General features: G+C 43.3%; 26 protein-coding genes and 1 pseudogene. 16 read left to right on the forward strand and 11 right to left on the reverse strand.

Features of this window, described 5'->3' with window-relative positions; all coding sequences use genetic code 11:
* Nucleotides 1-41: 41 nt before the first annotated feature.
* The 6 genes and pseudogenes from QYF49_RS19750 to QYF49_RS19775 all read left to right on the forward strand — a co-directional run bounded on the left by QYF49_RS19750 (nt 42) and on the right by QYF49_RS19775 (nt 8949).
* On the forward strand, nt 42-917 hold the full coding sequence (locus tag QYF49_RS19750; RefSeq protein WP_290401303.1) for a hypothetical protein: 876 nt from the start codon (nt 42-44) through the stop codon (nt 915-917).
* A 42-nt stretch (nt 918-959) separates the two neighbouring features.
* Nucleotides 960-1745 (forward strand): hypothetical protein, encoded by a 786-nt coding sequence (locus QYF49_RS19755; RefSeq protein WP_290401304.1) that lies wholly within the window; start codon nt 960-962, stop codon nt 1743-1745.
* A 235-nt stretch (nt 1746-1980) separates the two neighbouring features.
* Entirely contained in the window at nt 1981-4380 is a 2400-nt protein-coding gene (locus QYF49_RS19760) for an immune inhibitor A domain-containing protein (protein WP_290401305.1), read from the forward strand.
* 241 nt (nt 4381-4621) lie between these two features.
* Nucleotides 4622-6976 (forward strand): immune inhibitor A domain-containing protein, encoded by a 2355-nt coding sequence (locus QYF49_RS19765; protein ID WP_290401383.1) that lies wholly within the window; start codon nt 4622-4624, stop codon nt 6974-6976.
* Nucleotides 6977-7346: 370 nt separating this feature from the next.
* Nucleotides 7347-8408, forward strand: coding sequence for a ribosome small subunit-dependent GTPase A (rsgA, locus tag QYF49_RS19770; protein ID WP_290401306.1), 1062 nt, complete (start codon nt 7347-7349; stop codon nt 8406-8408).
* A 141-nt stretch (nt 8409-8549) separates the two neighbouring features.
* Nucleotides 8550-8949 (forward strand): annotated as a pseudogene (locus QYF49_RS19775) (secondary thiamine-phosphate synthase enzyme YjbQ).
* Between the two features lie 53 nt (nt 8950-9002).
* Here QYF49_RS19775 and QYF49_RS19780 read toward each other — a convergent pair.
* Complete coding sequence (locus tag QYF49_RS19780) at nt 9003-9314, reverse strand: Sir2 family NAD-dependent protein deacetylase (RefSeq protein WP_290401384.1); 312 nt, start codon at nt 9312-9314, stop codon at nt 9003-9005.
* Nucleotides 9315-9539: 225 nt separating this feature from the next.
* Here QYF49_RS19780 and QYF49_RS19785 point away from each other — a divergent pair, with 225 nt between their 5' ends.
* Both QYF49_RS19785 and QYF49_RS19790 read left to right on the forward strand, forming a co-directional pair.
* On the forward strand, nt 9540-10010 hold the full coding sequence (locus QYF49_RS19785; protein ID WP_290401307.1) for a low molecular weight protein-tyrosine-phosphatase: 471 nt from the start codon (nt 9540-9542) through the stop codon (nt 10008-10010).
* Nucleotides 10011-10023: 13 nt separating this feature from the next.
* Nucleotides 10024-10455 carry a GNAT family N-acetyltransferase gene (locus QYF49_RS19790; protein ID WP_290401308.1) on the forward strand — a complete coding sequence of 144 codons (432 nt, stop codon included), beginning with the start codon at nt 10024-10026 and terminating at the stop codon, nt 10453-10455.
* A gap of 40 nt (nt 10456-10495) precedes the next feature.
* Here the strand turns inward: QYF49_RS19790 and QYF49_RS19795 are convergent, their stop codons facing one another.
* The gene (locus tag QYF49_RS19795) at nt 10496-10750 is read right to left on the reverse strand and encodes a GlsB/YeaQ/YmgE family stress response membrane protein (RefSeq protein WP_290401309.1); all 255 of its coding nucleotides are present in this window, start codon (nt 10748-10750) and stop codon (nt 10496-10498) included.
* A gap of 164 nt (nt 10751-10914) precedes the next feature.
* Between QYF49_RS19795 and QYF49_RS19800 the strand changes: the two genes are divergently transcribed.
* The 3 genes from QYF49_RS19800 to QYF49_RS19810 all read left to right on the forward strand — a co-directional run bounded on the left by QYF49_RS19800 (nt 10915) and on the right by QYF49_RS19810 (nt 13003).
* The gene (locus QYF49_RS19800; RefSeq protein ID WP_290401310.1) at nt 10915-11424 is read left to right on the forward strand and encodes a hypothetical protein; all 510 of its coding nucleotides are present in this window, start codon (nt 10915-10917) and stop codon (nt 11422-11424) included.
* A 53-nt stretch (nt 11425-11477) separates the two neighbouring features.
* Complete coding sequence (locus QYF49_RS19805; RefSeq protein ID WP_290401311.1) at nt 11478-12353, forward strand: YihY/virulence factor BrkB family protein; 876 nt, start codon at nt 11478-11480, stop codon at nt 12351-12353.
* A gap of 167 nt (nt 12354-12520) precedes the next feature.
* Nucleotides 12521-13003 carry a VanZ family protein gene (locus QYF49_RS19810; protein WP_290401312.1) on the forward strand — a complete coding sequence of 161 codons (483 nt, stop codon included), beginning with the start codon at nt 12521-12523 and terminating at the stop codon, nt 13001-13003.
* Nucleotides 13004-13097: 94 nt separating this feature from the next.
* Here QYF49_RS19810 and QYF49_RS19815 read toward each other — a convergent pair whose 3' ends face one another.
* Together QYF49_RS19815 and QYF49_RS19820 are read right to left on the reverse strand one after the other, a co-directional pair.
* A complete protein-coding gene (locus QYF49_RS19815) occupies nt 13098-13547 on the reverse strand; it encodes a TlpA family protein disulfide reductase (protein WP_290401313.1) in 450 nt (149 codons plus the stop codon).
* Nucleotides 13548-13686: 139 nt separating this feature from the next.
* On the reverse strand, nt 13687-14871 hold the full coding sequence (locus QYF49_RS19820) for an MFS transporter (protein ID WP_290401314.1): 1185 nt from the start codon (nt 14869-14871) through the stop codon (nt 13687-13689).
* A 203-nt stretch (nt 14872-15074) separates the two neighbouring features.
* Between QYF49_RS19820 and QYF49_RS19825 the strand changes: the two genes are divergently transcribed.
* Nucleotides 15075-15857, forward strand: a complete 783-nt coding sequence (locus QYF49_RS19825; protein ID WP_425589606.1) for a YfkD famly protein — start codon at nt 15075-15077, stop codon at nt 15855-15857.
* A 27-nt stretch (nt 15858-15884) separates the two neighbouring features.
* Here QYF49_RS19825 and QYF49_RS19830 read toward each other — a convergent pair whose 3' ends face one another.
* Complete coding sequence (locus QYF49_RS19830) at nt 15885-16214, reverse strand: winged helix-turn-helix transcriptional regulator (protein WP_290401315.1); 330 nt, start codon at nt 16212-16214, stop codon at nt 15885-15887.
* A gap of 118 nt (nt 16215-16332) precedes the next feature.
* On the reverse strand, nt 16333-17442 hold the full coding sequence (gene yfkAB / locus QYF49_RS19835) for a radical SAM/CxCxxxxC motif protein YfkAB (protein ID WP_290401316.1): 1110 nt from the start codon (nt 17440-17442) through the stop codon (nt 16333-16335).
* A 170-nt stretch (nt 17443-17612) separates the two neighbouring features.
* On the opposite strand from yfkAB, the gene QYF49_RS19840 reads away from it, so the two are divergent.
* The 4 genes from QYF49_RS19840 to rlmD all read left to right on the forward strand — a co-directional run bounded on the left by QYF49_RS19840 (nt 17613) and on the right by rlmD (nt 21932).
* On the forward strand, nt 17613-17810 hold the full coding sequence (locus QYF49_RS19840; protein WP_290401317.1) for an SE1561 family protein: 198 nt from the start codon (nt 17613-17615) through the stop codon (nt 17808-17810).
* Between the two features lie 95 nt (nt 17811-17905).
* Nucleotides 17906-19450: a fumarate hydratase gene (locus QYF49_RS19845; protein WP_290401318.1), complete on the forward strand. Its 1545-nt coding sequence runs from the start codon at nt 17906-17908 to the stop codon at nt 19448-19450.
* 158 nt (nt 19451-19608) lie between these two features.
* A complete protein-coding gene (gene pdaA / locus QYF49_RS19850) occupies nt 19609-20433 on the forward strand; it encodes a delta-lactam-biosynthetic de-N-acetylase (RefSeq protein ID WP_290401319.1) in 825 nt (274 codons plus the stop codon).
* A 95-nt stretch (nt 20434-20528) separates the two neighbouring features.
* The gene (gene rlmD, locus QYF49_RS19855) at nt 20529-21932 is read left to right on the forward strand and encodes a 23S rRNA (uracil(1939)-C(5))-methyltransferase RlmD (protein ID WP_425589607.1); all 1404 of its coding nucleotides are present in this window, start codon (nt 20529-20531) and stop codon (nt 21930-21932) included.
* Between the two features lie 374 nt (nt 21933-22306).
* Here rlmD and QYF49_RS19860 read toward each other — a convergent pair whose 3' ends face one another.
* The 5 genes from QYF49_RS19860 to QYF49_RS19880 all read right to left on the reverse strand — a co-directional run bounded on the left by QYF49_RS19860 (nt 22307) and on the right by QYF49_RS19880 (nt 25626).
* The gene (locus QYF49_RS19860; RefSeq protein WP_290401321.1) at nt 22307-22477 is read right to left on the reverse strand and encodes a YfhD family protein; all 171 of its coding nucleotides are present in this window, start codon (nt 22475-22477) and stop codon (nt 22307-22309) included.
* Nucleotides 22478-22538: 61 nt separating this feature from the next.
* Entirely contained in the window at nt 22539-22682 is a 144-nt protein-coding gene (locus QYF49_RS19865; protein WP_290401322.1) for a YfhE family protein, read from the reverse strand.
* A gap of 103 nt (nt 22683-22785) precedes the next feature.
* Nucleotides 22786-23352, reverse strand: a complete 567-nt coding sequence (locus QYF49_RS19870) for a GNAT family N-acetyltransferase (protein WP_290401323.1) — start codon at nt 23350-23352, stop codon at nt 22786-22788.
* A 189-nt stretch (nt 23353-23541) separates the two neighbouring features.
* Complete coding sequence (locus tag QYF49_RS19875; RefSeq protein WP_290401324.1) at nt 23542-24684, reverse strand: amidohydrolase; 1143 nt, start codon at nt 24682-24684, stop codon at nt 23542-23544.
* A 45-nt stretch (nt 24685-24729) separates the two neighbouring features.
* A complete protein-coding gene (locus QYF49_RS19880) occupies nt 24730-25626 on the reverse strand; it encodes a TIGR01777 family oxidoreductase (protein ID WP_290401325.1) in 897 nt (298 codons plus the stop codon).
* Nucleotides 25627-25653 lie beyond the last annotated feature (27 nt).

Consider the following 25653-nt stretch of genomic DNA (forward strand, 5'->3'; position numbering starts at 1 on the left):
GACAGTATCTTTTATATAGAAAAAGGAAAGGGGGTGAAACGATGAAAAGAATAAGCTATTTTATCGCAGGAGCAGCTGCCGCGGCTCTTCTCTTCCTTCCGCAGCAAGTATCGGCGGCGAAAGAAGATCAACATTCCTTACAGCAGCCTCAGCAAAAGCTGGAAAAGGTGGAAAAGGTGCAAAAGGCAAATCGAGTGGTTGAGGAAAAAGGTCGACAAACGAAGAACAGCAATAAAACGGTTAAAAACATTCCTCATCAGAAAGAAAAGACGACTCCTGCAGTACCAATACGGAACCAAAAGGAAAAGGCAAGTAAGAGGGCCGTGCCTTCTCACCGTCCTGTAAAGGCGGTGAAAAAAGCTCCTCAGAAAACCAAAACACTTCCTCCGACTCCTGCAGCCAGCCGTAAGCCGGAACGAAATAAAGGGGATTTCAAGAAGGCGGTACAACCTGTCAAACCCGTACAGCAAAAAGAAAAAGACATGAAACCTGCTGTTACAAGACCGTCTGGCAAAGAAAAGGTGCATGTAGAAAATGAAGTCCGTCCTGTTTCTGCTGTAAAAAAGGAAAGCCGTAAAACAGCAAAGGCTGCCGGGCATAAAGATTCCAGGAAACATCTGGAGAAATTGCCGAGCAACCCTTTGAAACCGTTATCAAAGATTCCTGTAAACCCATCTTCAAAGTTGATTTTACCAGGTGCCCCGCCTTCTTCAGGCCATACTGGCAACAGCGGGGACAGCGGTGGACAAGCATCCACTCTATTTACTTTAAAAGCATACATAATGGATAGTGATCGAATGACTGGCTCTTCAGCAAAGCTGCTGGGTGCATCAAACAGGGAGTTTCTTAAAAGCCAGTGGGTGAATGCTCCTCCATCCCAGCCGCCCGAAACGCTCTTTCAAATCTTTTATAAATAAATCAATCAAAAAATAAAAAAAGAATTGAAGGAGCAAACAATCATGAAAAAAATGAACGGTATGTTAATTAAATCTTTCGTATTTGCAGGAACACTTTCTATTGCAGCATTAGCTGGAGGAGAAGCAACTTCGGCAGCACCAGGCCATAACACTGAAAAAGCAGTTAAAACCCATGTTGTAACACCACAGGCACCGCAAAAAGCAAGTGAGAAAGCAAAAGAAAAAGCAAACAAACACTCCGCAGTCCATGGTGTTAAACATGAAGGAAAAGTGAAAAAGCCAATCGTGCACAAGCAGGAAGAAAAAGCAGAAAAAAAAGAAAAAGTAAAAAAAGTGAAGCCTGTTAAAGAAGTAAAAGTAAAGAAGGAAAAGAAGGAAAAGAAGGAAAAGAAGGAACATTTTTCACAAGCAGCTCTTCATGCAAGTGAGAATTCAAAAGAACATGCAGCCCCTAACTCAGCAGTTCATGCCGTGCCTGCAGTAAAACCTTCTGAACCTGTAACAGAAGAACATCAGGTCAAGGATCAGGAAGAAGCGGATACAGAGATTGTTGTTACCGTTCCGGAAGACATTGAAGGCGAAAACGATGGAGTCGATGAAAAAGTAAATGCCTCTATCGAAAACAAAGTCCAGTCCAATGCATCTGAAAAAGCCAGCGGAAAAGCAAAACAACATGCTTCTGATCAATCTGCGGTTAAAGCCGTAGCGCCTGAAACCAATCAGCAGAAAGAAGAAGATCAAGATCAGAAGTCAGACGATATGAATAAGAATGTGGTTCTGCCAACTGTTCGCACTGCTACTGAAGATCAAGATTCTTCAGACGAGTAATAATCAGCCAGGGGATACTCCCCTGGTTTTTTCTTTTCAATAATACTTCATAAGAACCTTGTGAACTCTTGCCTATGAGGCGGCAGTCCTTTCTGTATGCACAATTGTGTTTTCAAACTAGTAAAAATATTCTAACAATGGTAAATTAGTAGCATTTCAAATTACCGGGTGTATGATACTTTTATATAGAAATAAATAACAAAATATTCATTATCTTCTATCAGGAGGGGTACATTTGGGAAAGTGGAGTAAGAGATTGGGAGCATCACTGACGATTACAGGGTTATCATTAGGTTTAGTTTCCACATCCATGTTTACAGGGTCTTTAGACGCGAAAGCAAAAACGGCGATGCAGGAAACGGTTTCAAATCATTATGGAAATAGTCATTCAGCACTAGATCCGGCGATTGTGAATGATGATAAATTAATAGATTTGCTCGTTAGACAAGGAGCCGTCTCCAAGGATGCTTCTGAAAAGGAGAAACAAAAGGCGCTTCATGCTTACCTTGAACTAAAAGGAAAACAGGATGCTGTGAAAGAGAAGGATCCGCTTGCTCCAAAAGTTAAAGCCGCAGCTGCTGATAAGCAGCGAGAGTTCAAAGGATTCACAAATGGCCTCCTTCATGGAAACGGGAAAAAGAAAGGGCAATACAAGAAGCAGCCTGATCCGGTGAATGACCACGGAAAAGGTGAGGTTACTAGGAAAGGAAAACTGCTGACACTGACTGTTGAATACGCAGATACCCCTCATAATAAGATTAAGCCAAACGAAACAGATAACTATTACAAAGACTATAACTTGCAGCATTATGAAGATATGATCTTTGGTGAAAATGGAGTTAAAGGGCCTAACGGTGAAGATTTTGTTTCGCAAAAACAATACTATGAAGAGCAATCCGGCGGTTCCTATACCATTGAAGGTAAAGCTTACGGATGGCTGAAGGTTCCAGGTACCGCTGAATTTTATGGTGCGGATAGAGCATCCGGCGGCCATGACAATGTGACACCTGGCGGCTCTAAGCAGCTTGTAGTGGACGTGTATAAGGCAGCTGTAGATGCTGGAATACCGCTTCAAGACTATGATTTAGAAGATCCGCATGATTTAGATGGAGACGGTAACTATTGGGAGCCGGATGGCCTTGTTGACCACCTGCAGATTATCCATGCGGGTATGGGACAGGAAGCTGGCGGTGGTTCACTCGGTAACAACGCGATTTGGTCCCACCGTTCTGCTAAATTTTTTGATCCGGACGGACTTGGAAAAGGGCTTCCTGGATTCTACGATTACACCATGATGCCTGAAGATGGCGCGACGGGCGTTTTCGCACATGAATACGGCCATGACCTTGGTCTTCCGGATGAATACGACACGATTTACTCTGGAACTGGCGAAGCGGTTGGATACTGGTCCATCATGTCAAGTGGATCTTGGGCTGGTAGAGTGCCAGGTACAGAACCGACTGGATTCTCTCCATGGGCGAAATCTTATTTCCAAACTACCCTTGGCGGAAACTGGACAAATCCTACTATTGTTGACTGGAAAGATTTGTCGATTAAAGGAGCACAATTCCTTTTAGATCAGGCCAATACACCAAATGGTGATAATTATCAGGCTATTCAAGTGAATCTGCCGAAGAAAAAGACGCCAATCAACACACCAAAAACAGGCTCTTATCAGTTCTGGGGCGGCCAGGCAGACGAGATCGACAACTCTATGGTGACGAACGTAGATCTGACAGGCAAGCAATCTGCCACTCTTACATTTGATGCTTGGTATGACATTGAGGAACAATGGGATTTTGCTTTTGTACAAGTTTCAGATGACAATGGGGCTACATGGAAATCGCTAGGAAACAACAACACGCGTTCTGACGTTGTTCCTGAAGGCTATCCTACCATTCTTAATTCTATGCCAGGATTTACTGGTAACTCTAACGGATGGCAGTCCCAGTCCTTTGATCTGTCTGCATATAAAGGCAAGAAAATCCAGCTTCGCCTTCGTTCGGCAACAGACTGGGGTACAAGCCAAGCCGGATTCTTCGCAGATAACATTAAAGTCGTAGCTGACGGAACAGCTTTAGTAGATGATGGAGCTGAAAAAGATCCTTCTGCATTTACGCTGAAAGGCTTTGAAAAGTCAGACGGCAACAAGTACAGCGATCACTACTATTTGCTGGAATGGAGAAATCATCAAGGTGTCGATGAGGGTCTTGCCCACATCAAACGCGGAAGCTCTCTTATGAGCTATGATGGCGGTCTTGTCGTTTGGTATGTGGATCCTACCTATACTGACAACTGGACAGGCGTTCACCCTGGAGATGGGTTCCTCGGCGTAGTCGACTCTCATATTAATGATTTGAAATGGAACACTGGAGCAGAGGCAAGCACAAGCTTTCATATTGCGGATGCAGCTTTTGGACTGGATAAAACTTCTGGTCTGAAAATTGATTACCCAGGTGTTCAAATGTTGTCTGCACCAAGTCAATCAGCAGTATCATTGTTTGACGACAGCAAATCATTTGCGAATCCATTTATGCAGGATGCGGGCCGCAATATAGGCAATTATGGTCTGAAGGTTCGTGTGAATGGGGAAGCATCTGATGATTCAGTAGGAGCAATTGTAATCTATAAGTAATCTATAAAGCTCTTCTATTTTTAAATGGAAGGGCTTTGTAGAACTTTAGACCTAATAAGTTATAAGAAATATTTGCTATTTTAGTAATATAGTACAATCCTCTTTACCTAAGTAATATGTTACGTTTAGAAAGATAGATTACAGAAAATTCATGCTGTTCAAAACAGGAGGGGTTTAATTGGGAAATTGGTCTAAGAAATTGGGCTCATCGCTCTTAATTGCCGGGCTTTCGCTGAGTCTAATGTCACCTGCAGCATTTGCTAGCGATGCACAGCCGGACAAGGGGAAATCGTCTGCATTTGCACCCATCGATTTAAACGTTGTGGATCAGGACAGACTTGCAAAAGCCTTGAAAGACCGCGGGGTTATTTCAAAAGATGCTTCAAAAGTGGATACCGCTAAAGCTGTTCAGAAGTACATAGCAAGAAAAAATGAAAAAGTTGGCGGAGTGCAGGTAAGCACTTCTGCATCATCAAGCAAGAAAAATTTTGACCTTAAGGCAAAAGATTTCCTTTATAAACAAAAACAGAAGCTATCAAAAAAATTGAACAACAGCCACTCTACAATCCAAAAAGGTCTTCCGAATGGGTTTGTAAAAGTAGACCCGGCTAAAGGGAAAAAATACAACGGACTCGTCCGAAAAGATAAGGTGCTTGTGCTTTTGGCCGAGTACTCTGATTTCAAGCACAATAACGTCGAGCAAGAGCCTGGTTATATGTATGCGAAGGATTTTAACCAGAAGCACTATCAAGACATGCTGTTCGGGGACAAGCCGTTCGAACTGTTTGACGGTTCAAAGGTAGAGACATTTAAACAATATTACGAAGAGCAGTCCGGCGGGAGTTATACAGTAGAAGGTACGGTATCTCCGTGGCTCACTGTTCCTGGAAAAGCGGCTGATTATGGTGATGACTCACCAAAAGGCGGCAATGATAATCAGCTGCCGTTTGGGCCGCGTGATTTCATTAAGGACTCATTGAATGCGTCGGTTAAGGCTGGAATCAATCTAGCAGACTATGACAATCTTGATATCTATGATATTGATGGCGATGGAAACATTAACGAACCGGACGGATTAGTCGACCACTTGATGGTTATCCATGCAGGCAGTGGACAGGAAGCTGGAGGCGGAAAGCTTGGCGACAATGCGATCTGGTCTCACCGCTGGAACCTTGGAAGCGTGTATCCGGTTGCAGATACAAAAGCCAGCGTTGATTATTGGAAAGGGCAAATGGCTGCCTTTGATTATACGGTAGAACCGGAAGATGGAGCAGTCGGGGTATTCGCCCACGAATTTGGCCATGATCTAGGACTCCCGGATGAGTATGATACTCAATATACCGGTGACGGTGAACCGGTAGCTTCCTGGTCTATTATGAGCGGCGGAAGCTGGAACGGAAATATTGCAGGAACAACACCAACAAGCTTTTCACCGCAAAACAAAGATTTCTTCCAAAAAACCATTGGCGGAAACTGGGCCAACATTCAGGAAGTTGATTACAGCAAGATCAACAAAATTGGCCTTCTTACAAAGGTGGATCAATCTGTAACCAAATCAAACAATCCGGGTATCGTAAAAGTAAACTTGCCGGATAAAAGGGTTCAAGGCATTAAACCAGCTTTCGGCCAGAAATATTTTTACAGTACAAAAGGTGATGATCTTCATACGGCGATGACGACGCCGGAGATTGATTTGACTAATGCAACAAATGCAAAAATCGACTTTAAAACACTTTATGAAATTGAAGCAGATTATGACTACCTATATGTTAAAGTCGTAAAAGCGGACGGAACAACAGAAACGATTGACACATTTGGTGATGAAATTATAGATGAAGACAATGGCGCTGATACAACGAAGGGCCAATGGGTCGACAAGTCATATGACCTTTCTTCTTATAAAGGCCAAAAAGTCAAAGTTCAATTTGAATATGTTACAGATGGCGGCCTTGCGATGAACGGCTTTGCCATGGATAACCTGGCTGTAAATGTAGATGGAAATGTTGTACTTTCAGATGACGCTGAAGGAACTCCAAAATTAACATTCTCCGGTGGTGCTAAGGTCTCTGACGGCATCGACTTCAAGAAGAACAACTATTACATCGAGTGGAGAAACTACGCTGGAGCAGATAAAGCCCTTCAATTTGCCCGCGGTGTAAAATACAATACCGGTATGCTTTTATGGTATGCAGATGACAGTTTCTCCGATAACTGGACCGGCCCGCATCCAGGTGAAGGTTTCTTAGGAGTAGTAGATTCTCATCCAAAAGCGATCGTCGGTACTTTAAACGGCAAGCCTACAGTTGAAGATTCTACACGTTACCAAGTTGCAGATGCTGCATTCTCTTTTGACAAAGCTCCGGCTTGGTATATCAACTCACCTTCCAGAGGAATCTTTGACTACAAAGGTTCCAAAGGCGTAACTTCATTCGATGATTCCAAACCATACATCGATATGACAGATTATAATGGCAGCGCAGAAGACGGTGTCATCGATGACGCTGGGCGCAAGGTTCCTAACCTTGGCTTGCAGTTCCACGTGATCGGTGAAGCGAAAGACAATTCTGCAGGTGCCATCTGGATCCGTCACAGATAAACCTTAAATAACCTGAATGGCTAAGGCTGTTCAGGTTTATTTTTTGAATTTTTGAATAACCCATTTACAAATCCTGCATACTTATACTATAGTTAGATTATTAGAGAGTCTTTAAGGAGGTATGTTATATGAGCATTGTTACAGAATACGCCACTATTTATGTTAATTTCATATCTCAGCCCTCCGGTATTATGGACATTTAATTTCTTTGAAGGATTTCAATGGTTAAGTGATTTTACCCGTGGGCTGTGGACAGCTCGCGGGTTTTTATTGATCTGGATTTCTGTGACTATGCAGAATCATCAAGACCGGTGCGCCGGTCTTTTTTATTTTATTAAAATTAATCATTTAATCATTGGAGGAAAACAAATTGAATTTAAAACAATTAGGCTGGGACCTGTTTTTTCAAGAACCATTCACAGCATTTGATAAAGAAAACTTTTCAGTCGGCAGGGTGGCACTTGAGCATAAGGGCATGTACCGCTTATTCACAGAGCACGGGGAGCTCCTCGCCGAGGTGACGGGAAAGCTCCGCCATTTGGCATCTGAACGTCAGGATTACCCTGCTGTTGGGGATTGGGTTGTAATTGCCGCTAGGCCAGAGGAGAACAAAGCTTCCATTCATGCGATCCTTCCGCGTAAAAGTAAATTTTCAAGAAAAGCGGCAGGACATACGACAGAAGAGCAGATAGTAGCGGCAAACGTGGATACGGTTCTGCTCGTCAATGCACTGAATACCGATTTTAATTTAAGACGGATAGAAAGATACTTGCTGATGGCATGGGAAAGCGGAGCGAACCCGGTGATTGTACTTAGTAAAGCTGACCTTTGTGATGATATCGATGAAAAAATCAGGGAAGTGGAAGAGGTGGCGATGGGTGTTCCCATCCATGCGATCAGTGCGGAAAAAGAAGAGGGGCTGGAGCAGCTTTCCGCTTATCTGGAAGAGGGCAAAACCGTTGCCCTGCTCGGTTCTTCCGGAGTAGGAAAATCCACATTGACGAATGCGCTTTACGGTGAAAAGAAACAGGAAGTAAAAACGATCAGAGAAGACGATGATAAAGGGAGGCATACGACAACTCACCGAGAACTCATTCTGTTAAAAAACGGGGGGATCGTCATTGATACCCCTGGAATGCGGGAGCTGCAGCTGTGGGAAGCGGATGAAGCAGTGGGACACAGTTTTTCGGACATCGAAGGGCTTGCTGCGCAATGCAAGTTTCGGGATTGCAGCCACAGCAATGAACCAGGCTGTGCCGTTCAAAAAGCCATCAAGGATGAAACACTTGATGAAGCGCGGTATAACAGCTATGTTAAACTGCAAAGAGAGCTGGCTTTCCTGGCACGTAAGGAAGATCAGCGTGCGGCACTCGCTGAAAAATCAAAGTGGAAAAAAATCGCAGGTGACCGTACTCGTGTCAATCGTAAATAGAAAAGAGCTGCCATATGGGCAGCTCTTTTATTTGCTACTCATTTCAAGGGACTGTGGTCCCTATCCTTTTAAGGGGTTTGATAAATATCCAGAATGGTAATGTTTATAAGATAACGGAAAAACATAGCGAGGTGATCATTTTTGCTGCAAAGATTCACAATACAGACACATAAACGGGATGAAATGATGGATGTCACGGATACGGTGCGTGCCTACGTTCAAGAGCAGGGCGTGCAGGAAGGGCTGCTTCATGTGTATTGTGCCCATACGACAGCCGGGATCAATTAATGAAAATGCAGATCCCGATGTTAAGTCAGACATGCTGATGAGGCTCGATGAGGTATACCCTTGGGAGCATCCGAAGTACCGGCATGGTGAAGGCAACACAGCTTCCCACTTAAAAGCGAGTACAGTCGGATCCTCACAAGTGGTTTTTATTCATCAAGGTGATCTTGTCCTTGGCACGTGGCAGGGGATTTATTTCTGTGAGTTTGACGGTCCGCGTTCCCGCAATTATTTTGTAAAGGTTATTCCTGATTAAAGATAAAAGGAAATCCTCTTTAAGAGGATTTCCTTATTTTATCTGACGAAAATTTAGCGATCAAGAAGCTTTTCTAATTCTATTAATGATTCTTTTGCACTCGAATAGATGGATAGATCAAAAACATGATCCATTGCTGTTGGCTCTTGATTAATTAATGCTGTCCTTCCTTTTGTCATAGAAGGAAGCTGATTCACGGGATAGACTTGTAAACTGGTTCCGATGACCACTACCAAATCAGATTGCTCTATGGCCGCAAATGCTTGCTCCCAGACTGGTTCCGGCAGCATCTCTCCGAAGAGAACGATTGATGGACGAAGTTTCCCTCCACAGGAACACGCAGTTCCTTTTTTAAATGCTTCAATTGAATATTATGCCGCTCTCGGTTGACATTCCAGCCCCGGTTAACAGAACGGTGTAGGATGAACCTTTGATCCATTCAGCAAGCTGTTCAAGTACTTGTCGCTTTGCCATGTCGCTCATCTCCTTTTTTATTTCATTATAGTACTGCCGGATGAGTTCTCCTTATTTTTTTACAGGATTAACGGTATACTTGAATGTAGCAGAACTAAAGAGATGGGGGATTATCTATGGTTAAAGTATTATTTGTTTGTCTTGGCAATATATGCCGCTCGCCTATGGCTGAAGCGATATTCAAGGATATGGTACAAAAAAAGGGCTTGGATGGAAAGATTTCAGTAGACTCAGCTGGAACGGGTAACTGGCACGTCGGAGAACCTCCGCATGAAGGTACACGAAATTTATTGACGGAGAAGAACATATCCTTTGAAGGATTAAAAGCAAGGCAGGTTGTTGCTGGAGATCTTACGGAATATGACTATGTTATCGGGATGGATGCTAAAAACATTGGAGATCTTCAGCGGATGGCTGGCAATGTACCGGTGAACCATGTGGCAAGGCTGATGGATTATGTTTCTGACAGTAAAATGCAAGATGTCCCAGATCCTTATTTTACCGGGAACTTTGATGAGGTTTATGACTTGGTGTCAGAGGGCTGCCGTAAATTACTTGAAGATATTGAAGCCCGCGAAAAATTGTAGAGGAGAGGGAAGAATGGGGATCATACGCCAGCTTTCGACGGAAACAGAAGTTAAGGAAGCCTTTTCTGTGATGAAGCAGCTTCGTCCGCATTTAACTGAGCCATTATTTGTTTCTCTGTATGAGGAGATGCAGACCAACGGATATACGTTGTTTGGCTGTTTTGATGATGAAAAACTGGCAGCAGTTGCAGGATTTGCTATTCAGACAAACCTTTATTATGGCAAGCATGTATGGGTCTATGATCTGGTGACAGATGAACATATTCGATCAAAAGGCCATGGAAAAGAACTTCTTTCGTTCATCGAGTCTTTTGCTGTTCACAACAACTGTAACTGTGTGGCGCTATCCTCAGGTTTGGCGAGGGAAGATGCCCATCGCTTTTATGAAGACAAAATGGAATACAGACGGGTGAGTTTTGTATTTAAAAAGGATTTCGGCAAATAAAAAAACGGTGCGCCATAGGGCGTACCGTTTCTTTTTATAGTTATGCGTTTCGTCTCATACCACGAAGGATGGCACTGACGATCAATACTACGACGATTGCACCAATAATGGCTGGAACAATGGCGAAACCTGCTACATCAGGACCCCAATCTCCAAGGATTAATCCTCCAAGCCACGCACCGACAAAACCAGCGATAATGTTTCCAATGATTCCGCCAGGAACGTCACGTCCTGTAATCACTCCTGCTAACCAACCAATGATACCACCTATAATAAGTGCCCAAAGAAAACTCATTTCGTGTGTTCCTCCTTTAAATTTTGTTTTGTTATTGTGTTGTACCGTTAAGATACCCATCCCTTTAAAAAAATAAACAAAAACAAAAAAATGTTTTTTTGTTCCAACCACAGGGAATGTAAAACATACTAAAAGGTACTTTAATATAAGGGAGAGATGTTTTTATGGCGTACAAAACATTTGATACGTATGAAAGAAACGACAGTAAACTTGTAAAGGGGCTCCTCATTGGAGCAGCAGTGGGAGCGGCAATTGCTATGCTTGACCGTCCTACACGGCAAACGGTAAAACGTAAAACATTGGATGTAAAAGACCAGACAGTGACGATCGCAAAAAATGTGAAGGAAAATCCTCAATCGCTCGCTGGAGGGGTAAAAGAAACTTTCCAATCCGCATCTTCAGCCGTAAGCGATGTGATGGATGATATTAAACAGCTCATGTCGACAATGGAAGAAGTGAAAAATACCTCTATTGAAGCTATGCAGCAAGTAAGAGGAGCCAGCAGCGATCTGGTAAAAATAGGAAGTAAATTAAAGGATGCGGGCCAGGATGTTAAAGAGCATGGAAAAGATGTGGTGGGTGAAGTAAGTGATACGGATGCAAATACAGCCCCATCTTATTCCGACCTTCAAAACAAACGGCATGTCGTTACTCCAAACGAGGGCAGCTATTAAGTTGCCCTTATTTTTTCAGTATATGGATCGTTTGATGCAGCGAGGTGAAACCGATGAAATTGTTCCATGAACTTAAGTATATATCCCCAAAGTCATTTGGCATTGAATTTTTGCACAGTTTTAAAAAGAGTAATGTTCCCGATCTGGCTGCTCAGCTTGCCTATTATTTTTTGCTGTCGCTTTTTCCTTTTCTTATTTTTTTAATAACCCTGGGAGGAATCTTTATTTCTCCGGAAGAGGCTGTTAAAGTTCTGAATAACGTCGTACCTGGTGAATCGATGGATTTAATCAGAGAAAATCTTAAAACAGTGATGGAATCAAAAAAAGGCGGACTGCTATCTTTTGGGATCATCGCTACCCTATGGTCAGCATCCAATGGAGTCAACGCGGTGATTAAAGCATTAAATGAAGCTTATGGAGTCGAAGAATGCCGCTCATTTGTTATGGCAAGAACTTTAGCAATTTTTCTTACCATTGGATTGATCATCTCAATCGTTGTCTCCTTGATTCTTCCTGTTTTCGGAAAAATGCTCGGAGAGTTTATCTTCTCTTACCTTGGATTAGATCAATTCTTTTTAAGCATGTGGGCGCTGCTCAGGTGGCTGATCAGTTTTGTGGTTATCGCTCTTGTTTTTTCAGTCTTGTATTTTATGGGGCCATGCAAGCGGCTTAAATATAGTGAAGTATGGTATGGCGCCATATTTTCCACAGTTGCCTGGCTCATTGTGTCACTTTGCTTCGCCTTCTACGTAGACAGCTTCGGCAACTATTCCGCAACATACGGAAGCCTTGGAGCCATCATCGTCCTCATGCTTTGGTTTTATTTAACCGGACTTGTCATTATCCTAGGCGGAGTAATCAATGCAACGGTTCATAAGTTCAAGATCGACCGGGCGTATGAAAGAGGCCTATTGACGAAAACCAAATAAGGATTGAGAAGGATACCGCCATTTGGCGGTTTTTTTGTTGGACAAAAAGACACCTTCATGCATGATTACTTATGGATATCATATGGTATAATGGACGGGGCTTTTTGAGCTGACTCAACATTTGTCATGCCATTGGCCGGCATCAAGCACGTGAATGGAGAATGATGATGAAGAAGAACAAAAAGCTCAACAAGAGAAGAGCCAGGATAAAATGGAGAAATATCGGCTGGCTTATGTTCATCGGGTATTTGGCGATTCTGATCTATGCGACCCTGTTTACTTACAACCATTACGTGTACGGGAAATCCATGAACCTTGTGCTTTTTGACAGCATCCGATTAATGTGGAAAAGCCGGGATTACTGGCTGATTTTTATAAATATAATCGGCAACGTTATTCTATTCTTCCCATTAGGCTTTCTGCCGCCGCTGATCAACCGGTCGCTGTCTAAGTGGGGACTCATGTTTGTGATTGGGTTTGGGACAAGCTCTATAATTGAAGTCATTCAATATAATTACGCTCATCGAATTTTCGATATTGATGATATTCTGTTGAACGGGTTTGGAACAATGGTCGGACTCGCTGTGTTTAAGCTATGTGCGCTGATCTACCGAATTATTGAAAATAACATACTGAAAAGAAAAAGGTAGCCGGGAAAGACGGCTGCCTTTTTTAATAGGGCTCATATGGGCAAAAAGAATACCCTCTTGCTCTGAAGGACCAGCAAGAGGGTATCTTAAACGCTTATTTTGTTTCTTTTCCGAGTACACGGTTCACACGTTTAGTTAGCATTTTCATGCCATCGCCGCCAGCTTGGAAGTGGCGGAGTTTGCCTTCGTTATCGAATACATAATAAGCAGGTACGTATTGGTTTTCAAATGCGTCGGTGAGCTTGTGCTGATTATCGACAAAGATCGGCTGAGTGATATCGTGTTCTTTTGCAACTTCTTTTACTTGCTCGAGGTCCAGATCTTTTTCGGAACGAGGCATATGAACAGCTACTACGTTTAGTTCGTCTTTGTAATCATCACGGAATTGATTGATGTTTGGCATTGCTTCTTTACAGAGTCCGCAGCTTACAGACCAAAAATGAATGAGTGTAGGTTTGTTGCCGATCAGGTCGGATTTGGTTACTTCTCCATTTAACCATTCAGTTGCACCATTCAGTTCAGGCATTTCATCACGTAATCTCATGAATAATAGCTCCTTTTTTATAAAAATTATTTATAATAATTATTATTTGATTTCAATTATAGTATAAGGAATTTTCGCCGAGAATGCAAAAATATTGCTTTCTATAGTATGTATTCCCAGCGCTTTAATTATTGGCTTTTCAGGACACGTTTTTTTCAGAAGCGGAACGAATGCCGGATCCCTTGTGAATAGGGGTGACCACCAATAAGGTGAGCAGCATGCCGCTGATAGCATAGACAAACGCACCGGATTCAAATATTTCTATGAAGTATCCACCGATGAGAGGGCCGCTCATACTTCCTGCACTGAACGCAATACCTGCTAGAATATTGCCTGCCGGAAGAAGATGCATAGGGAGCAAATCGCTCATATAGGTAATGCCTAAAGAAAATAAGGATCCGACAAACATACCGGCGATAAAGAACAGCACCAGGAATACCGGCATACTCCCTCCGGCAAACAAGGTTCCAGTGAATGCGGCAAATCCGATGAGAAGGCAGACGAGCAGAACATTCCTTCTGCCAAATCGGTCGCTCCATAATCCGAGTGGAAGCTGAAACACGAGACTTCCGATAATAAAAGAAGGCAGCAAGATGGATACCCAATCAATGGGAATTCCATGCCTTAGTGCATAAACAGGAAAGGAACCGTTTAGTGTGGCTTCAAGAAACCCGTAGCCAAATGCCGGAAGCAAAGCAACCCATGATAAGCGGATGACTTCCCGGTAGCGGCTCACCGTATTCATGCCAGCTTCTTTAGAACTGGCTGATACCGGGTATTCATTGTGGATAAAGGACATAACGAAGAGGGAGACCAGGCAGAAACCTCCCGAAACCAAAAAAGGAAGTGCTTCACTTAAATCCGCTAAACGTGTCATCAATGGACCGATCCCGAATCCAGCACCAAATGCGATCCCGTAAAGTGCGATGTTCCGGCCTCTTTTATCGGCAGGGCTGTTGGAGGTCACCCATACCTGGGTAGAAAAATGGAGCATATGGTCGCCCACTCCGATGATCATGCGCAGCGCGAACCAGAACCAGAACGTTTTCCACCATGGAAATAAAAATAAAGAAACAGTAACCAAGATCAGACCCGTTACAATAATTTTTTTATACCCGAATGTCCTCATCGGTTTTTCAATAAATGGCGAGGCAAGAACAATACCGATATAGAGGGCGGTTGCATTTAATCCATTCAACGTAGAAGACGTTCCTGATTCCTCCAGAAGAATCGCAATTAAGGGGAGGAGCATCCCCTGCGAAAACCCTGAGATGAAAACGATACTGACCAACACAGAGAATTTCGATCTTGTTAAAACAGCCATAGCAATACATCCTTTTTTTCAAATGTACTCCTATTCTACAATGAATATCCTTTTTATGCCTTTTTAAACTGTGAATTTAGTAAAAAACAGCCTGTAATCCCGTTTCCAGGTTTCTTTTTTTTGTGTAAAAAATTGCTATTACTCGTGTATGGATAAATTTCTTCAACAAGAAAAAAATAGGGGTATAAAAGGAGGCAAATCTTATGAAATGGAACCGCACATTTCTTGTTATAATCATGTTTTTTTCCTTGCTGGCCCAAACGGATGCCGCTGCAGCGTCCCCAACCCGAATACCTAACTCTGTTGTCAGCATCTCAAAAGAAAATACGTATCCCAATTCCGCTCAGGATCTGCCTTATTTAGAGCCGAGCAAGCTGGCTAAGTCCATGCTGAAAACCTCGAATGTAGCTATTACCAATCCGGATTTAATTCGCATTTTAAACGAATCTGTGATTCATCCATCCAAATTGGCAATCGGGTACAGAGCGAGAATTTTCCTTGGTCAATGGCCGTTGTCCTATCAGTCAACTGAAACAACGGTGAACTGGGAGTATCAGCAGATAAATTTAAACCGTGTTGATAACCGCGGCGGAAAATCGCTGGCACAACTACGGTATCAGCAGCAGGCCCATAAGCGGGTAACGGGAGGTTTGACGGCTGAAATACCGAACAGTGATGCAGTGAAGAAAATGATGCTGATTACGGCAGGAGATAAAACAAAACTCCCCCTGTCTTTCCAGACAAATGTGGGGGCTGGAACAAGAAAAGGCAATGTGTATAACATTGCTCCTAAGCAGGTCGGATACTTGGCAAGCTATGTGCCGGCTGTAAATGAAAGAGGAAGAGTGACGTATGGAGAAGTATACATTGTATTGAAAGGCAGCAAAAGAAAGCTTGAAGTGCAAAATGTTACCCAGCAGGGAATTGGGGCTTGGATTCCGGTTCAAGAACATGTATCGTTCAAATTTCATTCTTCCAATATGTAAAAAAACAGCTCCTTTTAAGGAGCTGTTTCATTTTTGCAGTTTGCAATCCTCAACCCACTCTTCACTCCAGCATTGAATCGCATCAATGACAGAACGAAGGGATTTTCCTTTTTCGGTCAAATCATATTCGATCCGAACCGGTGTTTCGGGATAGACGTGGCGGGCAACGATCCCTACTGCTTCGAGTTCTTTCATCCGTTCGGTGAGCATTCGGTCACTCATCTCAGGAATCTGCTTTTTTATATCTTTGAACCTTCGCGATCCTCCCAATAAGACACGGATGATCAAACCCGTCCATTTTTTTCCGATAATATCTATGGTCACTTCATATTTGGGACACATGGTATTGTAATCCATACAATCATTCACCTCATGGCATTGATCTTTTGTGGCTGAAAAAGCCTGTTAGATATAGTCTTTCCTTTGATAATACTCTCAAAACTTACTAATGTAAAGTTTATAACTTTTTAAATAGTTATATTTTGGAAGAAAGTAGAGGAAAATCCCAATCTTTATAGTACGTATCCTTCACAAGCAGGTTAGGACCGAGGCATTTTACGGCAGGACAGTGACAGCTCAGTGATTTCGCCGTTTCAGTTCTGTTCCATTTGTTATAGGCCTCTAAAAATGTTGTGTCTTTAATGTTTCCGAGTGAAGGGGTGTCGCCAAAGTCAGTGACGATGATGTCTCCATCAAACAGGTTGACGTTGAGCCGGGACCTTCCATCCGGATCATTGCGCACCGTAACGTTCTTTTCCGCATACAGCCGCTTTAGGAGCTCTTGATCTTCAAGGGAGGCAGAGCATGCATAGAAAGGTAGTGTTCCAAACAGCATCCAGACGTCCTCATTGCGCACATCCAGTAGCCGATGGATCGCAGTGCGTGTCTCAGCCAGGGAAAGGACTTGGAGAGAGCTAGCAAAGTCGCTGGGATACATCGGGTGGATTTCGTGGCGTTGACATCCCATTTGCTGGATATGTTCATGAATTTTTTCCAGATACGGGAGTGTCGTCTTGTTCAGCATGGTCTCTGCCGAGACGATGACACCTCTTTTTGTGAGTTCCCGCGCGTTATGGACCATCCGGTCAAAAAGAGCGGTTCTCTGTTCCATGGAGGGTTTGCGCTCCATCACCGCAAAGCCGATCTCAGCAAAATCTTCTGGTGTTCCCCAGTTGTGAGAAATATGAAGAACATCCAAGTATGGAAGGATAGGCTCATACCGGTTGAGATCGAGTGTTAGATTTGAATTGATCTGTGTTCGTGCTCCTCGTGCTGAAGCGTATTGAAGAAGAGGCACCACATACTGATCTACTGATTTTTTGGACATCATCGGCTCTCCGCCTGTAATTGAAAAAGCACGCAAATCGGGGATTTCATCAAGACGGCGAATGAGAAGTTCGAGCGGAAGCGGTTCCGGGTCCTTCACATTCAGGGTATATCCGACAGCACAATGGGCGCATCTCATGTTGCAAAGGGTAGTGGTCGTTACCTCGATATTGGTAAGTTTCATGGCTCCGTACTGTTCCATATCCATGTAGGCTTCCCAAGGGTCATATTGAACGGAAATTGGTTGTTTTACCATCATTATTGAAAAACTCCTTTTTAAATAAACGGGTAAAAATCAAGGGTTACGATAACCTATAAATACACCATATGATAACTCAATCCGAGGCAAAGAAAAAGAGCCTATATTTCAAGTTTAAATTGGCAGACAAATGATCCTTTGTTACAGTATGAAGGAAAGGAGAGGTTACCGTGGGTAAATCCATTGAAGATAGATCATCTCAGAAAGAGTATATTGTGCAGCGGGTGGATATGCTGCTACAGGTACTGGATTCCATTGATGCTGAAACGGCGGGTGTCGAAGAGATCGACCGGATCATCGGCATGCTGGATGACCTTGAGTTGAAGTGCAAACAGTTCCGCAATAATTGGGAAGAAAAAAATAGATAAAGAACGAAAAGTAAGCGCTGTTTTATCCTTTTTGTTATAATGGAGATGGTTTTAATGAGATAAAATTATTCTTCTATAATAAAAGGGGTTAGAGCATGGAAAAGTTTCAGGAGAGCATGTATAAGCTGATCGTGGAAACATCCACAAACTTGCCAAAAGATGTACGGAGAGCAATAGCAGCAGCAAAAATAAGGGAGAATGCAGGGACTCGTGCGGCAATGTCCTTAGATACGATTACGAAGAACATTAAAATGGCCGACGACAATGTCTCACCGATCTGTCAGGATACTGGGCTACCGACGTTTAAGATTAAAGTTCCAGTTAACGTTAATCAGATTGAAATGAAAAAGGCAATCAAAAAGGCGGTGGCTGAAGCTACCGGTGATGCTAAGCTTCGTCCCAATTCCGTAGACTCCATTACTGGGGATAACAGTGGTGACAACCTGGGTGAAGGGACTCCCGTTATTAAATTTGAACAGTGGGAAGAAGATTACATTGATGTCCGCTTGATCCTAAAGGGAGGCGGCTGTGAAAACAAAAATATTCAATACAGCCTTCCTGCTGAGCTCGAGGGACTTGGACGTGCCGGGCGCGACCTTGATGGCATTAGAAAGTGCATCATGCATTCCGTTTACCAGGCACAGGGACAAGGCTGCAGTGCAGGGTTCATCGGTGTCGGCATCGGCGGAGACCGCACGAGTGGATATGAACTCGCCAAAGAAATGCTTTTCCGCTCAGCGGATGATGTGAACCCAAACGAAAATCTTCGCAAACTTGAAGAATACGTTATGGAAAACGCCAACAAGCTTGGGATTGGAACGATGGGCTTTGGCGGAGAAACAACGCTCCTGGGCTGTAAAGTGGGAGTGATCAATCGGATCCCGGCAAGCTTTTTCGTGTCTGTTGCCTATAATTGCTGGGCTTACCGCCGCTTGGGCGTAAAAATTGATCCGGCTTGCGGTGAGATTCAAGAATGGCTCTACCAAGAAGGCGAAGAAGTCGATTTTGAAAAAATGAAAGAGGAAGCGGCAGCTGCACTTGAAGAAAAATCCGAGGTTCGCCAGGTTACGCTTGAAGCACCGATTACGGAAGAACAAATCCGTCAACTTCGCGTCGGTGATGTGGTTACCATCAATGGAATGATGCACACTGGCCGTGACGCGATCCATAAGTATTTAACGGACCATGATGCACCCGTTGATTTGAACGGCCAGATCATTTACCATTGCGGTCCGGTGATGGCCAAGGATGGAGAAGGAAATTGGGTCGTGAAAGCAGCAGGCCCTACAACCTCCATTCGTGAAGAACCATACCAAGGCGACATCATGAAAAAATTTGGCATCCGTGCGGTTATCGGTAAAGGCGGAATGGGCAAGAAGACCCTTCAAGCACTGGGCGAGCATGGCGGCGTTTACTTGAACGCCATCGGTGGAGCCGCCCAATACTATGCTGAATGTATGCAGAAGGTAGAAGGCGTAGACTTGATGGAATTCGGTATTCCTGAAGCGATGTGGCATATTAACGTGAAAGGTTTTACGGCGGTTGTTACAATGGATTCACATGGAAACAGCCTTCATCAGGATGTCGAGGCCTCATCACTCGAACGTCTTTCTCAGTTTAAAGAACCTGTATTCAAGTAAAGGTGGTGGAAGCTGGCCCGTGCGGCCGGCTCCATTTTTTTTTTCGTTATTGGGCGCTTCAACATTCCTTATGGCAGATACTCCCTCGTATGCTTTTATATCAGATAAAGAAACTAAAAGTACATGATATATATAAAGCATGGAAAGGAGTGAACGACATGAAAAAATGGAAAATCCGTCTAATCATTGCGGCAGTTTTTTTCATGATCTCCACCAATTCAGTACAAGCGGGACCCGTCATTTCGTCTAATACAAGGTACGAATGGTATTTCCAGAAGAGAGGAAATGAAATGCCGCCGACAACGGATCAGCGCTATTTGCAGCTGTTAAAAAAGTATGATGGCCTGTTTCTTGGTGACCCCAAACGAAAAGATATTTATTTGACATTTGATAACGGCTATGAGAATGGCTTTACGGACGATGTCCTTGATACATTAAAAAGCAGAAAAGTTCCGGCGGCATTTTTTGTTACGGGGCACTTTATCAACACACACCCTGATTTGATTAAACGAATGGCAAATGAAGGCCACACTGTTGGGAACCATACGAATCATCATCCAGATATGACGACGATCAGCGAGCAGCGGATGGAAGAAGAACTGACGGCAGTCAAAGAGAAATATACACAAATCACTGGAAAACAAGAGATGCATTATCTTCGTCCGCCAAGAGGCGTCTTCAGTGAACGGTCCATCGCTATATCTAAGCAATTGGGATACACCCATGTGTTTTGGTCGCTCGCATTTGTTGATTGGCAGGTTGACCGTCAGCAAGGATGGCAATACTCCTATAACCATATCATGAAACAAATTCATCCTGGGTGTATTCTGTTACTGCACACCGTATCACGAGATAATGCGGAAGCCCTCGGAAAAGCAATAGATGATCTTAAGAAGCGAGGATATACTTTCAAAAGCCTGGATGATCTGGCTTCACAAAGCATCCAGAATGAACAAGTGAAGGAATCACCCAAAAAGCCTTGATCAAGGCTTTTTTTCATCGTTATTGGACATGTTAGTGGGAACAGGAGTGTAAACAATGCTATAATGGATCGAAAAAATTATTTTGAGAGAAGTGAATGGCTATGGCAAAAGAAACAGCCAACCACAAGCAAAACGCACTAAATAAAGGAAAAACGATCCCGCTCAAAATTAAACGCCTTGGCATTAATGGGGAGGGAGTTGGTTTTTATAAACGGACGGTGGTTTTTGTTCCAGGTGCTCTTCCTGGTGAAGAAATAACTGCGCAGATAGAAAAAGTGTATCCCAACCGTGCGGAAGCAAAAGTAAAAAGCATCCGCAAAAAATCAAAAGAACGGGTGGTTCCGCCCTGTCCGATCTACGAACAGTGCGGAGGCTGCCAGCTGCAGCACCTGAGCTATGAAGGACAGCTGAAAGAGAAGCAGGACGTTGTCCGTCAGGCTTTTGAGCGGTATACGAAGATAAAGCCGGAAAATCTGCCCCTAAAAACAACGATCGGAATGGAACATCCTTGGGAATACCGCAACAAGAGCCAGCTTCAAACAGCCAAAGATAAAGAAAAAGTGATTGCGGGGCTCTATGGATTAAATTCACACCGCATCATCGACCTGGATCAGTGCATGGTACAGCACCCTGAGACGGTTCGCGTAACAAATGCTGTCAAAAAAATTCTTGAGGACCTTAACATCCCCATTTATGATGAGAAAAAACGTACGGGAATTATCAGAACGATCGTAGTCAGGACAGGCTTTGAAACAGAGGAAACACAGTTGGTATTAGTGACCGCCCAACAAAAGATTCCACGTAAAGAATTACTGGTTTCCGAAATCAAGAAACGTCTTCCCTATATTACATCCATTGTTCAAAACGTTAATGATAAGAAAACATCCATTATTTTCGGTGATAAAACTCTTCCATTGGAAGGGCCGGAAACCATCGGTGAGAAATTAGGGGAACTGTCCTTTGATCTGTCGGCTCGCGCCTTCTTTCAGCTGAATCCTAAGCAAACGGTAAAATTGTATGATGAAGCGAAGAAAGCGGCGAAGTTAAGCGGAACTGAAAAAGTAGTGGACGCATATTGCGGTGCTGGAACAATCGGCCTCTGGCTTGCTCCAGACGCACGTGAAGTCAGAGGGATGGACGTCATCGCTGAGTCTATAAGAAACGCTAAAGAAAACGCGAAACGGCATGGATTTGCTAATACACATTATGAGACAGGCAAAGCAGAGGAAATTCTTCCTAAATGGCTGAAGGAAGGATGGCAGCCGGACGTCATCGTTGTTGATCCCCCGAGAACGGGCTGTGATCAGGCCTTCTTAAAAACAGTAGGAAAAATCAAGCCGAAAAGAATGGTCTATGTTTCATGCAACCCATCCACGTTAGCAAAAGATGTCCACATGTTGATAAGTGAAGGGTTTAAAGTGGAAAGCCTTACTCCTGTGGATATGTTTCCACATACGGCTCATGTCGAAGTGGTATGTTCACTTGTTCGTGACAAATAAAAAAGAAAGGGAGCCATTTCCCTTTCTTTTTTATGTGGATACCCTATGTTGCATCAAGAATCAACCTCCTTTCTTCCTTCAATACAGGAAAAAACTTTAACTATCCACAATGATTGTTGAAAAGTATTTTATTAATCGATATTTTCTGACATATTCACACAATCCACAATGTTATCCACTGCTTGTGAATATACAAAATAATAAAAATTTTATAAAGACCAATTTATTCGACTGAAAATTTACAAAGTCTATAAAAAGGACAAAAGTTATCCACGATATTAACAGACTGTGGATAAAGTTACCCACAAGAAATAAAGTTAGTCATAATATTTTCTCAGAAAAAGCCCGTTCTCTTTAGAGAAGGGCTTTTTCTTTTATCGATTAAGCTGTCGGCGATCGGCTTCTTCTGCACGCTCTAATGCTTCACGGTCATCCTGGTCAGCTACCTCGGATGAATACTGTACATCTACACCTTCAGGCTGCTGTTGATCAGCTTCTGTCAGACCGTCCTTTTCATTAGTAAATCGGTTCTTTTCGTTTTCCACAGTAAATTCCTCCTTCGCAAGTTTTTCGCAGAAAGTTGACTGGCCACTATTGAAGACTCATCTACTTTGTTTGGGAAGATAAATGGTTATTGTATTCATTTTTTCCCCTGCCGTCTGCGGCCTTAAACTCCTCTTTGTAGAGGATCTCCTGTGTCTTGGTAAGGTCTGCGTTCCGTTCTTCAGCCTGTCGTTTTTTGCTTTTCAAGGCCGTTCCCCCTTTTGGATAATAAAAAAGAAGATAACCCAGCAAGTTAAACGTTCTGTACTGAGTCATCCCCTTTATAGTTTGGCTTAAACAGCGTCAATTATTAAGCTTCTTTCAATTGATCTTCTTCATAACCTTCCACATGATTTTGATTCCTTAACTGATGAAGCATGTAGTTATCTTTTTCAATCTGATACAGGTTATAAAGATCCCGTTCACGGTTCAGCTGCTCATAGATGTCGGCCCGTGACTCATTGGCCAAAGTGACAAACGGAATTTTTTCTGCGGCTTTCTGAGACCGGATATTGTTTTTGCGTATTCGCATAAAAACCGTCTGAATATCTTTTTCATAAAATAATTCAGAAAGAAAACTTTCTTTCGCAAGCTTATTGTAGCCCTTGCCAAAATAAGGCTGTCCTAACCAGGTGCCCAGAAATCCACAGCCATCCTGAACGTCATACAAGCTTATGGCTCCGATCGGGTTGTACCACTCATCCAGAATGGTTCTGGAAATCGTTTCCCCTCGTTCTTCTTCTTCGATCGTCTGCTTGGTCAAAAACATAAACTCCTCAAGGGAGTCCGCTTTTTGACGAACAAAAGGAAAGACATCAGGGTGTGCCATTAAATTGAAAAGAACATGACAGTCGTTTAAATCACGCTTTTTTAACAATTTAACCCCTCCTAGAGGGCAGAAAAATCCCACCCTCGAATTAAGAATAAAAATTAATTCGGGGTGGGAATCGAACCCACTAGGACCAGATATTCTGGTGGCGCACCAATTGCCTTCCCTAAGGTTTTGCGTATTCATTTATACTTGAATCATATGCTATTTTTTATAAAAAGAAAATAGGTTTTTTGTTTATTTTTTGTGAAAATATTGGTTATTTTTATACACGATTTTTCCTTCAATCATGGTCATCACCGGAAGAGAATAAAAATGAAAAGGATGCGCTGTCCAGATAGTGATATCTGCGTCTTTACCGGGCTCCAGGCTGCCGATTCGATCAGCAACACCAAGATTTTTTGCTGGATTGATTGTAATTCCCCGCAATGCATTCTCTTCACTCAGGCCCTCGCGGACGGCAAGAGCTGCACACACATTTAAATAATGGATCGGTGTATAGGGATGATCGGTTGTAATCGATACTTCTATACCATGGTCTGTGAGAATTCTATACGTATCCCATGTTTTGTTCTTCAATTCAATCTTTGATCGTCTCGTAAGGGTTGGGCCGACTGAAACCTGGAGCCCCCGTCCCGACAGCTCTTCGGCTACTAGATGGCCTTCTGTACAATGTTCAATACGGAGATCAAGATTGAACTCATCGGCCAGCCTGACAGCAGAGAGGATATCATCCGCTCGGTGGGCGTGTATTCGCACAGGAATTTCACGGTTTAAGGCAGCGATCAGGGGAACAATCCTTAAATCTCCTGAAAAAGAAGAGCTTTTGGCGTGATAAAAAGCTTCTCGGAGCATTCCCATGATTCCCATTCGAGTGATGGAATTGTTTTCTCTGCCGCTGTGAATTCTTTTTGGGTTTTCGCCGAGTGCAAGCTTTAGGCCAGCCAGCTCCTTGATCAGCATTTTTCGAATATCTTTTCCAACAGTCTTGATAACGGATGTTGTTCCGCCGATTACATTGGCGCTTCCCGGCATTATATGGACCGCTGTTATGCCATGCTTGATGGCATCCTGAAAGCCGCTGTCCAGTGGATGGCAGCCGTCGATTGCCCGGATATGAGGAGTGAGTACTTCATTTGTTTCATTTGCGTCGTTCCCGGCCCAACCCGTGCCCTCATCATAAAGACCCAAATGTGTGTGGACGTCGATGAGACCTGGCATAAGGTGAGTTCCTTCAGCCTGGATGATCTCCATATCCGAGGCTGCTTCAATGAAGGGTGCAAGCCGGACGATTTTACCGTTTTGTATAAAGAGATCCCCCCTTTGCAAAACGGGAGAGGCAATCGGGTAAATCCGAGCTCCTTTAATCAGTATTTTCAATCTGCATTCACCTAATTTTCTATTTTTTTCTAGTTCTATTGTAACTTATTTCAGTAAATCTTTTAATGCTTCCTGAAGCCTGGGAAAACAAAATTTAAATCCACTCTGAAGTGCTTTTTCTGGGTAGGCATGCTGACCTTCAAGAATGAGTACACTCATCTCACCAAGTACGGTTTTTATGGCCAAGGCAGGAGCGGGCAGCCAATGAGGCCTTCGGATGATTTCTCCCAGTTCTTTTCCGAAATCGTTATTTTGAACAGGAAAGGGGGAAGTGACGTTTAAAGGACCCTCGATTTCTGATTCTACAGCATATGCAATAAGCCTTGCAGCGTCTTCCAGATGAACCCATGAGATCCACTGCCGTCCAGATCCGATCCTTCCGCCGGCGAATAACTTATACGGCATCTCCATTTGAGAAAGAGCACCGCCTTTTTTGCTTAAGACTACCCCGAATCGTGTGAAGACTGTTCTGATTCCCAGTTCTTTTGCTTCACTCGCTTTTTGTTCCCACTTTTGTGCGACGGCAGATAAGAAATTTTCATTCTTAGGTGATGATCGTTCGGTAAAGCGCTCTTGTTCAGCGCTCCCATAATAGCCAACAGCTGAAGCGTTAACAAGGACGGATGGTTTTTCGGGAAGTTTACCAAGAATGCGCAAGACTTCTTCTGTTGCTTGCAGGCGGCTTTCCATTATGTTTTTCTTTTTTTCCTCCGTCCATCGGCCGTGGATGCTTTCACCCGCAAGATTAATAAAGGCATCCATACCATCCAGTTCTTTTTCGGGAGAGCTGGAGGAGCCTAGCCACTCCACAAAATGAAGATTATCGTCATCAGTCACTTTTCTTGAACGTGTTAAGATGTACACTTCATGATGATCTGAGAGCAGAAGATCCGTTACTGCTGAACCGATCAGCCCTGTGCCTCCTGTAATCGCGATTTTCATGCCATATCCTCCATTTCCTAATTTCCC

Source organism: Fictibacillus terranigra (genome assembly GCF_030412265.1).
Taxonomy (GTDB): Bacteria; Bacillota; Bacilli; order Bacillales; family Fictibacillaceae; genus Fictibacillus_C; species Fictibacillus_C terrinigri.

Excerpts from the sequence above, each read along its gene's own strand:
- QYF49_RS19750 (WP_290401303.1), top strand. The coding sequence starts at position 42 with ATGAAAAGAATAAGCTATTTTATCGCAGGAGCAGCTGCCGCGGCTCTT.
- QYF49_RS19755 (WP_290401304.1), top strand. The coding sequence starts at position 960 with ATGAAAAAAATGAACGGTATGTTAATTAAATCTTTCGTATTTGCAGGA.
- QYF49_RS19765 (WP_290401383.1), top strand. The coding sequence starts at position 4,622 with ATGTCACCTGCAGCATTTGCTAGCGATGCACAGCCGGACAAGGGGAAA.
- QYF49_RS19785 (WP_290401307.1), top strand. The coding sequence starts at position 9,540 with ATGGTTAAAGTATTATTTGTTTGTCTTGGCAATATATGCCGCTCGCCT.
- QYF49_RS19790 (WP_290401308.1), top strand. The coding sequence starts at position 10,024 with ATGGGGATCATACGCCAGCTTTCGACGGAAACAGAAGTTAAGGAAGCC.
- QYF49_RS19795 (WP_290401309.1), bottom strand. The coding sequence starts at position 10,750 with ATGAGTTTTCTTTGGGCACTTATTATAGGTGGTATCATTGGTTGGTTA.
- QYF49_RS19800 (WP_290401310.1), top strand. The coding sequence starts at position 10,915 with ATGGCGTACAAAACATTTGATACGTATGAAAGAAACGACAGTAAACTT.
- QYF49_RS19805 (WP_290401311.1), top strand. The coding sequence starts at position 11,478 with ATGAAATTGTTCCATGAACTTAAGTATATATCCCCAAAGTCATTTGGC.
- QYF49_RS19810 (WP_290401312.1), top strand. The coding sequence starts at position 12,521 with ATGAAGAAGAACAAAAAGCTCAACAAGAGAAGAGCCAGGATAAAATGG.
- QYF49_RS19815 (WP_290401313.1), bottom strand. The coding sequence starts at position 13,547 with ATGAGATTACGTGATGAAATGCCTGAACTGAATGGTGCAACTGAATGG.
- QYF49_RS19820 (WP_290401314.1), bottom strand. The coding sequence starts at position 14,871 with ATGGCTGTTTTAACAAGATCGAAATTCTCTGTGTTGGTCAGTATCGTT.
- QYF49_RS19825 (WP_425589606.1), top strand. The coding sequence starts at position 15,075 with ATGAAATGGAACCGCACATTTCTTGTTATAATCATGTTTTTTTCCTTG.
- QYF49_RS19830 (WP_290401315.1), bottom strand. The coding sequence starts at position 16,214 with ATGGATTACAATACCATGTGTCCCAAATATGAAGTGACCATAGATATT.
- yfkAB (WP_290401316.1), bottom strand. The coding sequence starts at position 17,442 with ATGATGGTAAAACAACCAATTTCCGTTCAATATGACCCTTGGGAAGCC.
- QYF49_RS19845 (WP_290401318.1), top strand. The coding sequence starts at position 17,906 with ATGGAAAAGTTTCAGGAGAGCATGTATAAGCTGATCGTGGAAACATCC.
- pdaA (WP_290401319.1), top strand. The coding sequence starts at position 19,609 with ATGAAAAAATGGAAAATCCGTCTAATCATTGCGGCAGTTTTTTTCATG.
- rlmD (WP_425589607.1), top strand. The coding sequence starts at position 20,529 with ATGGCTATGGCAAAAGAAACAGCCAACCACAAGCAAAACGCACTAAAT.
- QYF49_RS19880 (WP_290401325.1), bottom strand. The coding sequence starts at position 25,626 with ATGAAAATCGCGATTACAGGAGGCACAGGGCTGATCGGTTCAGCAGTA.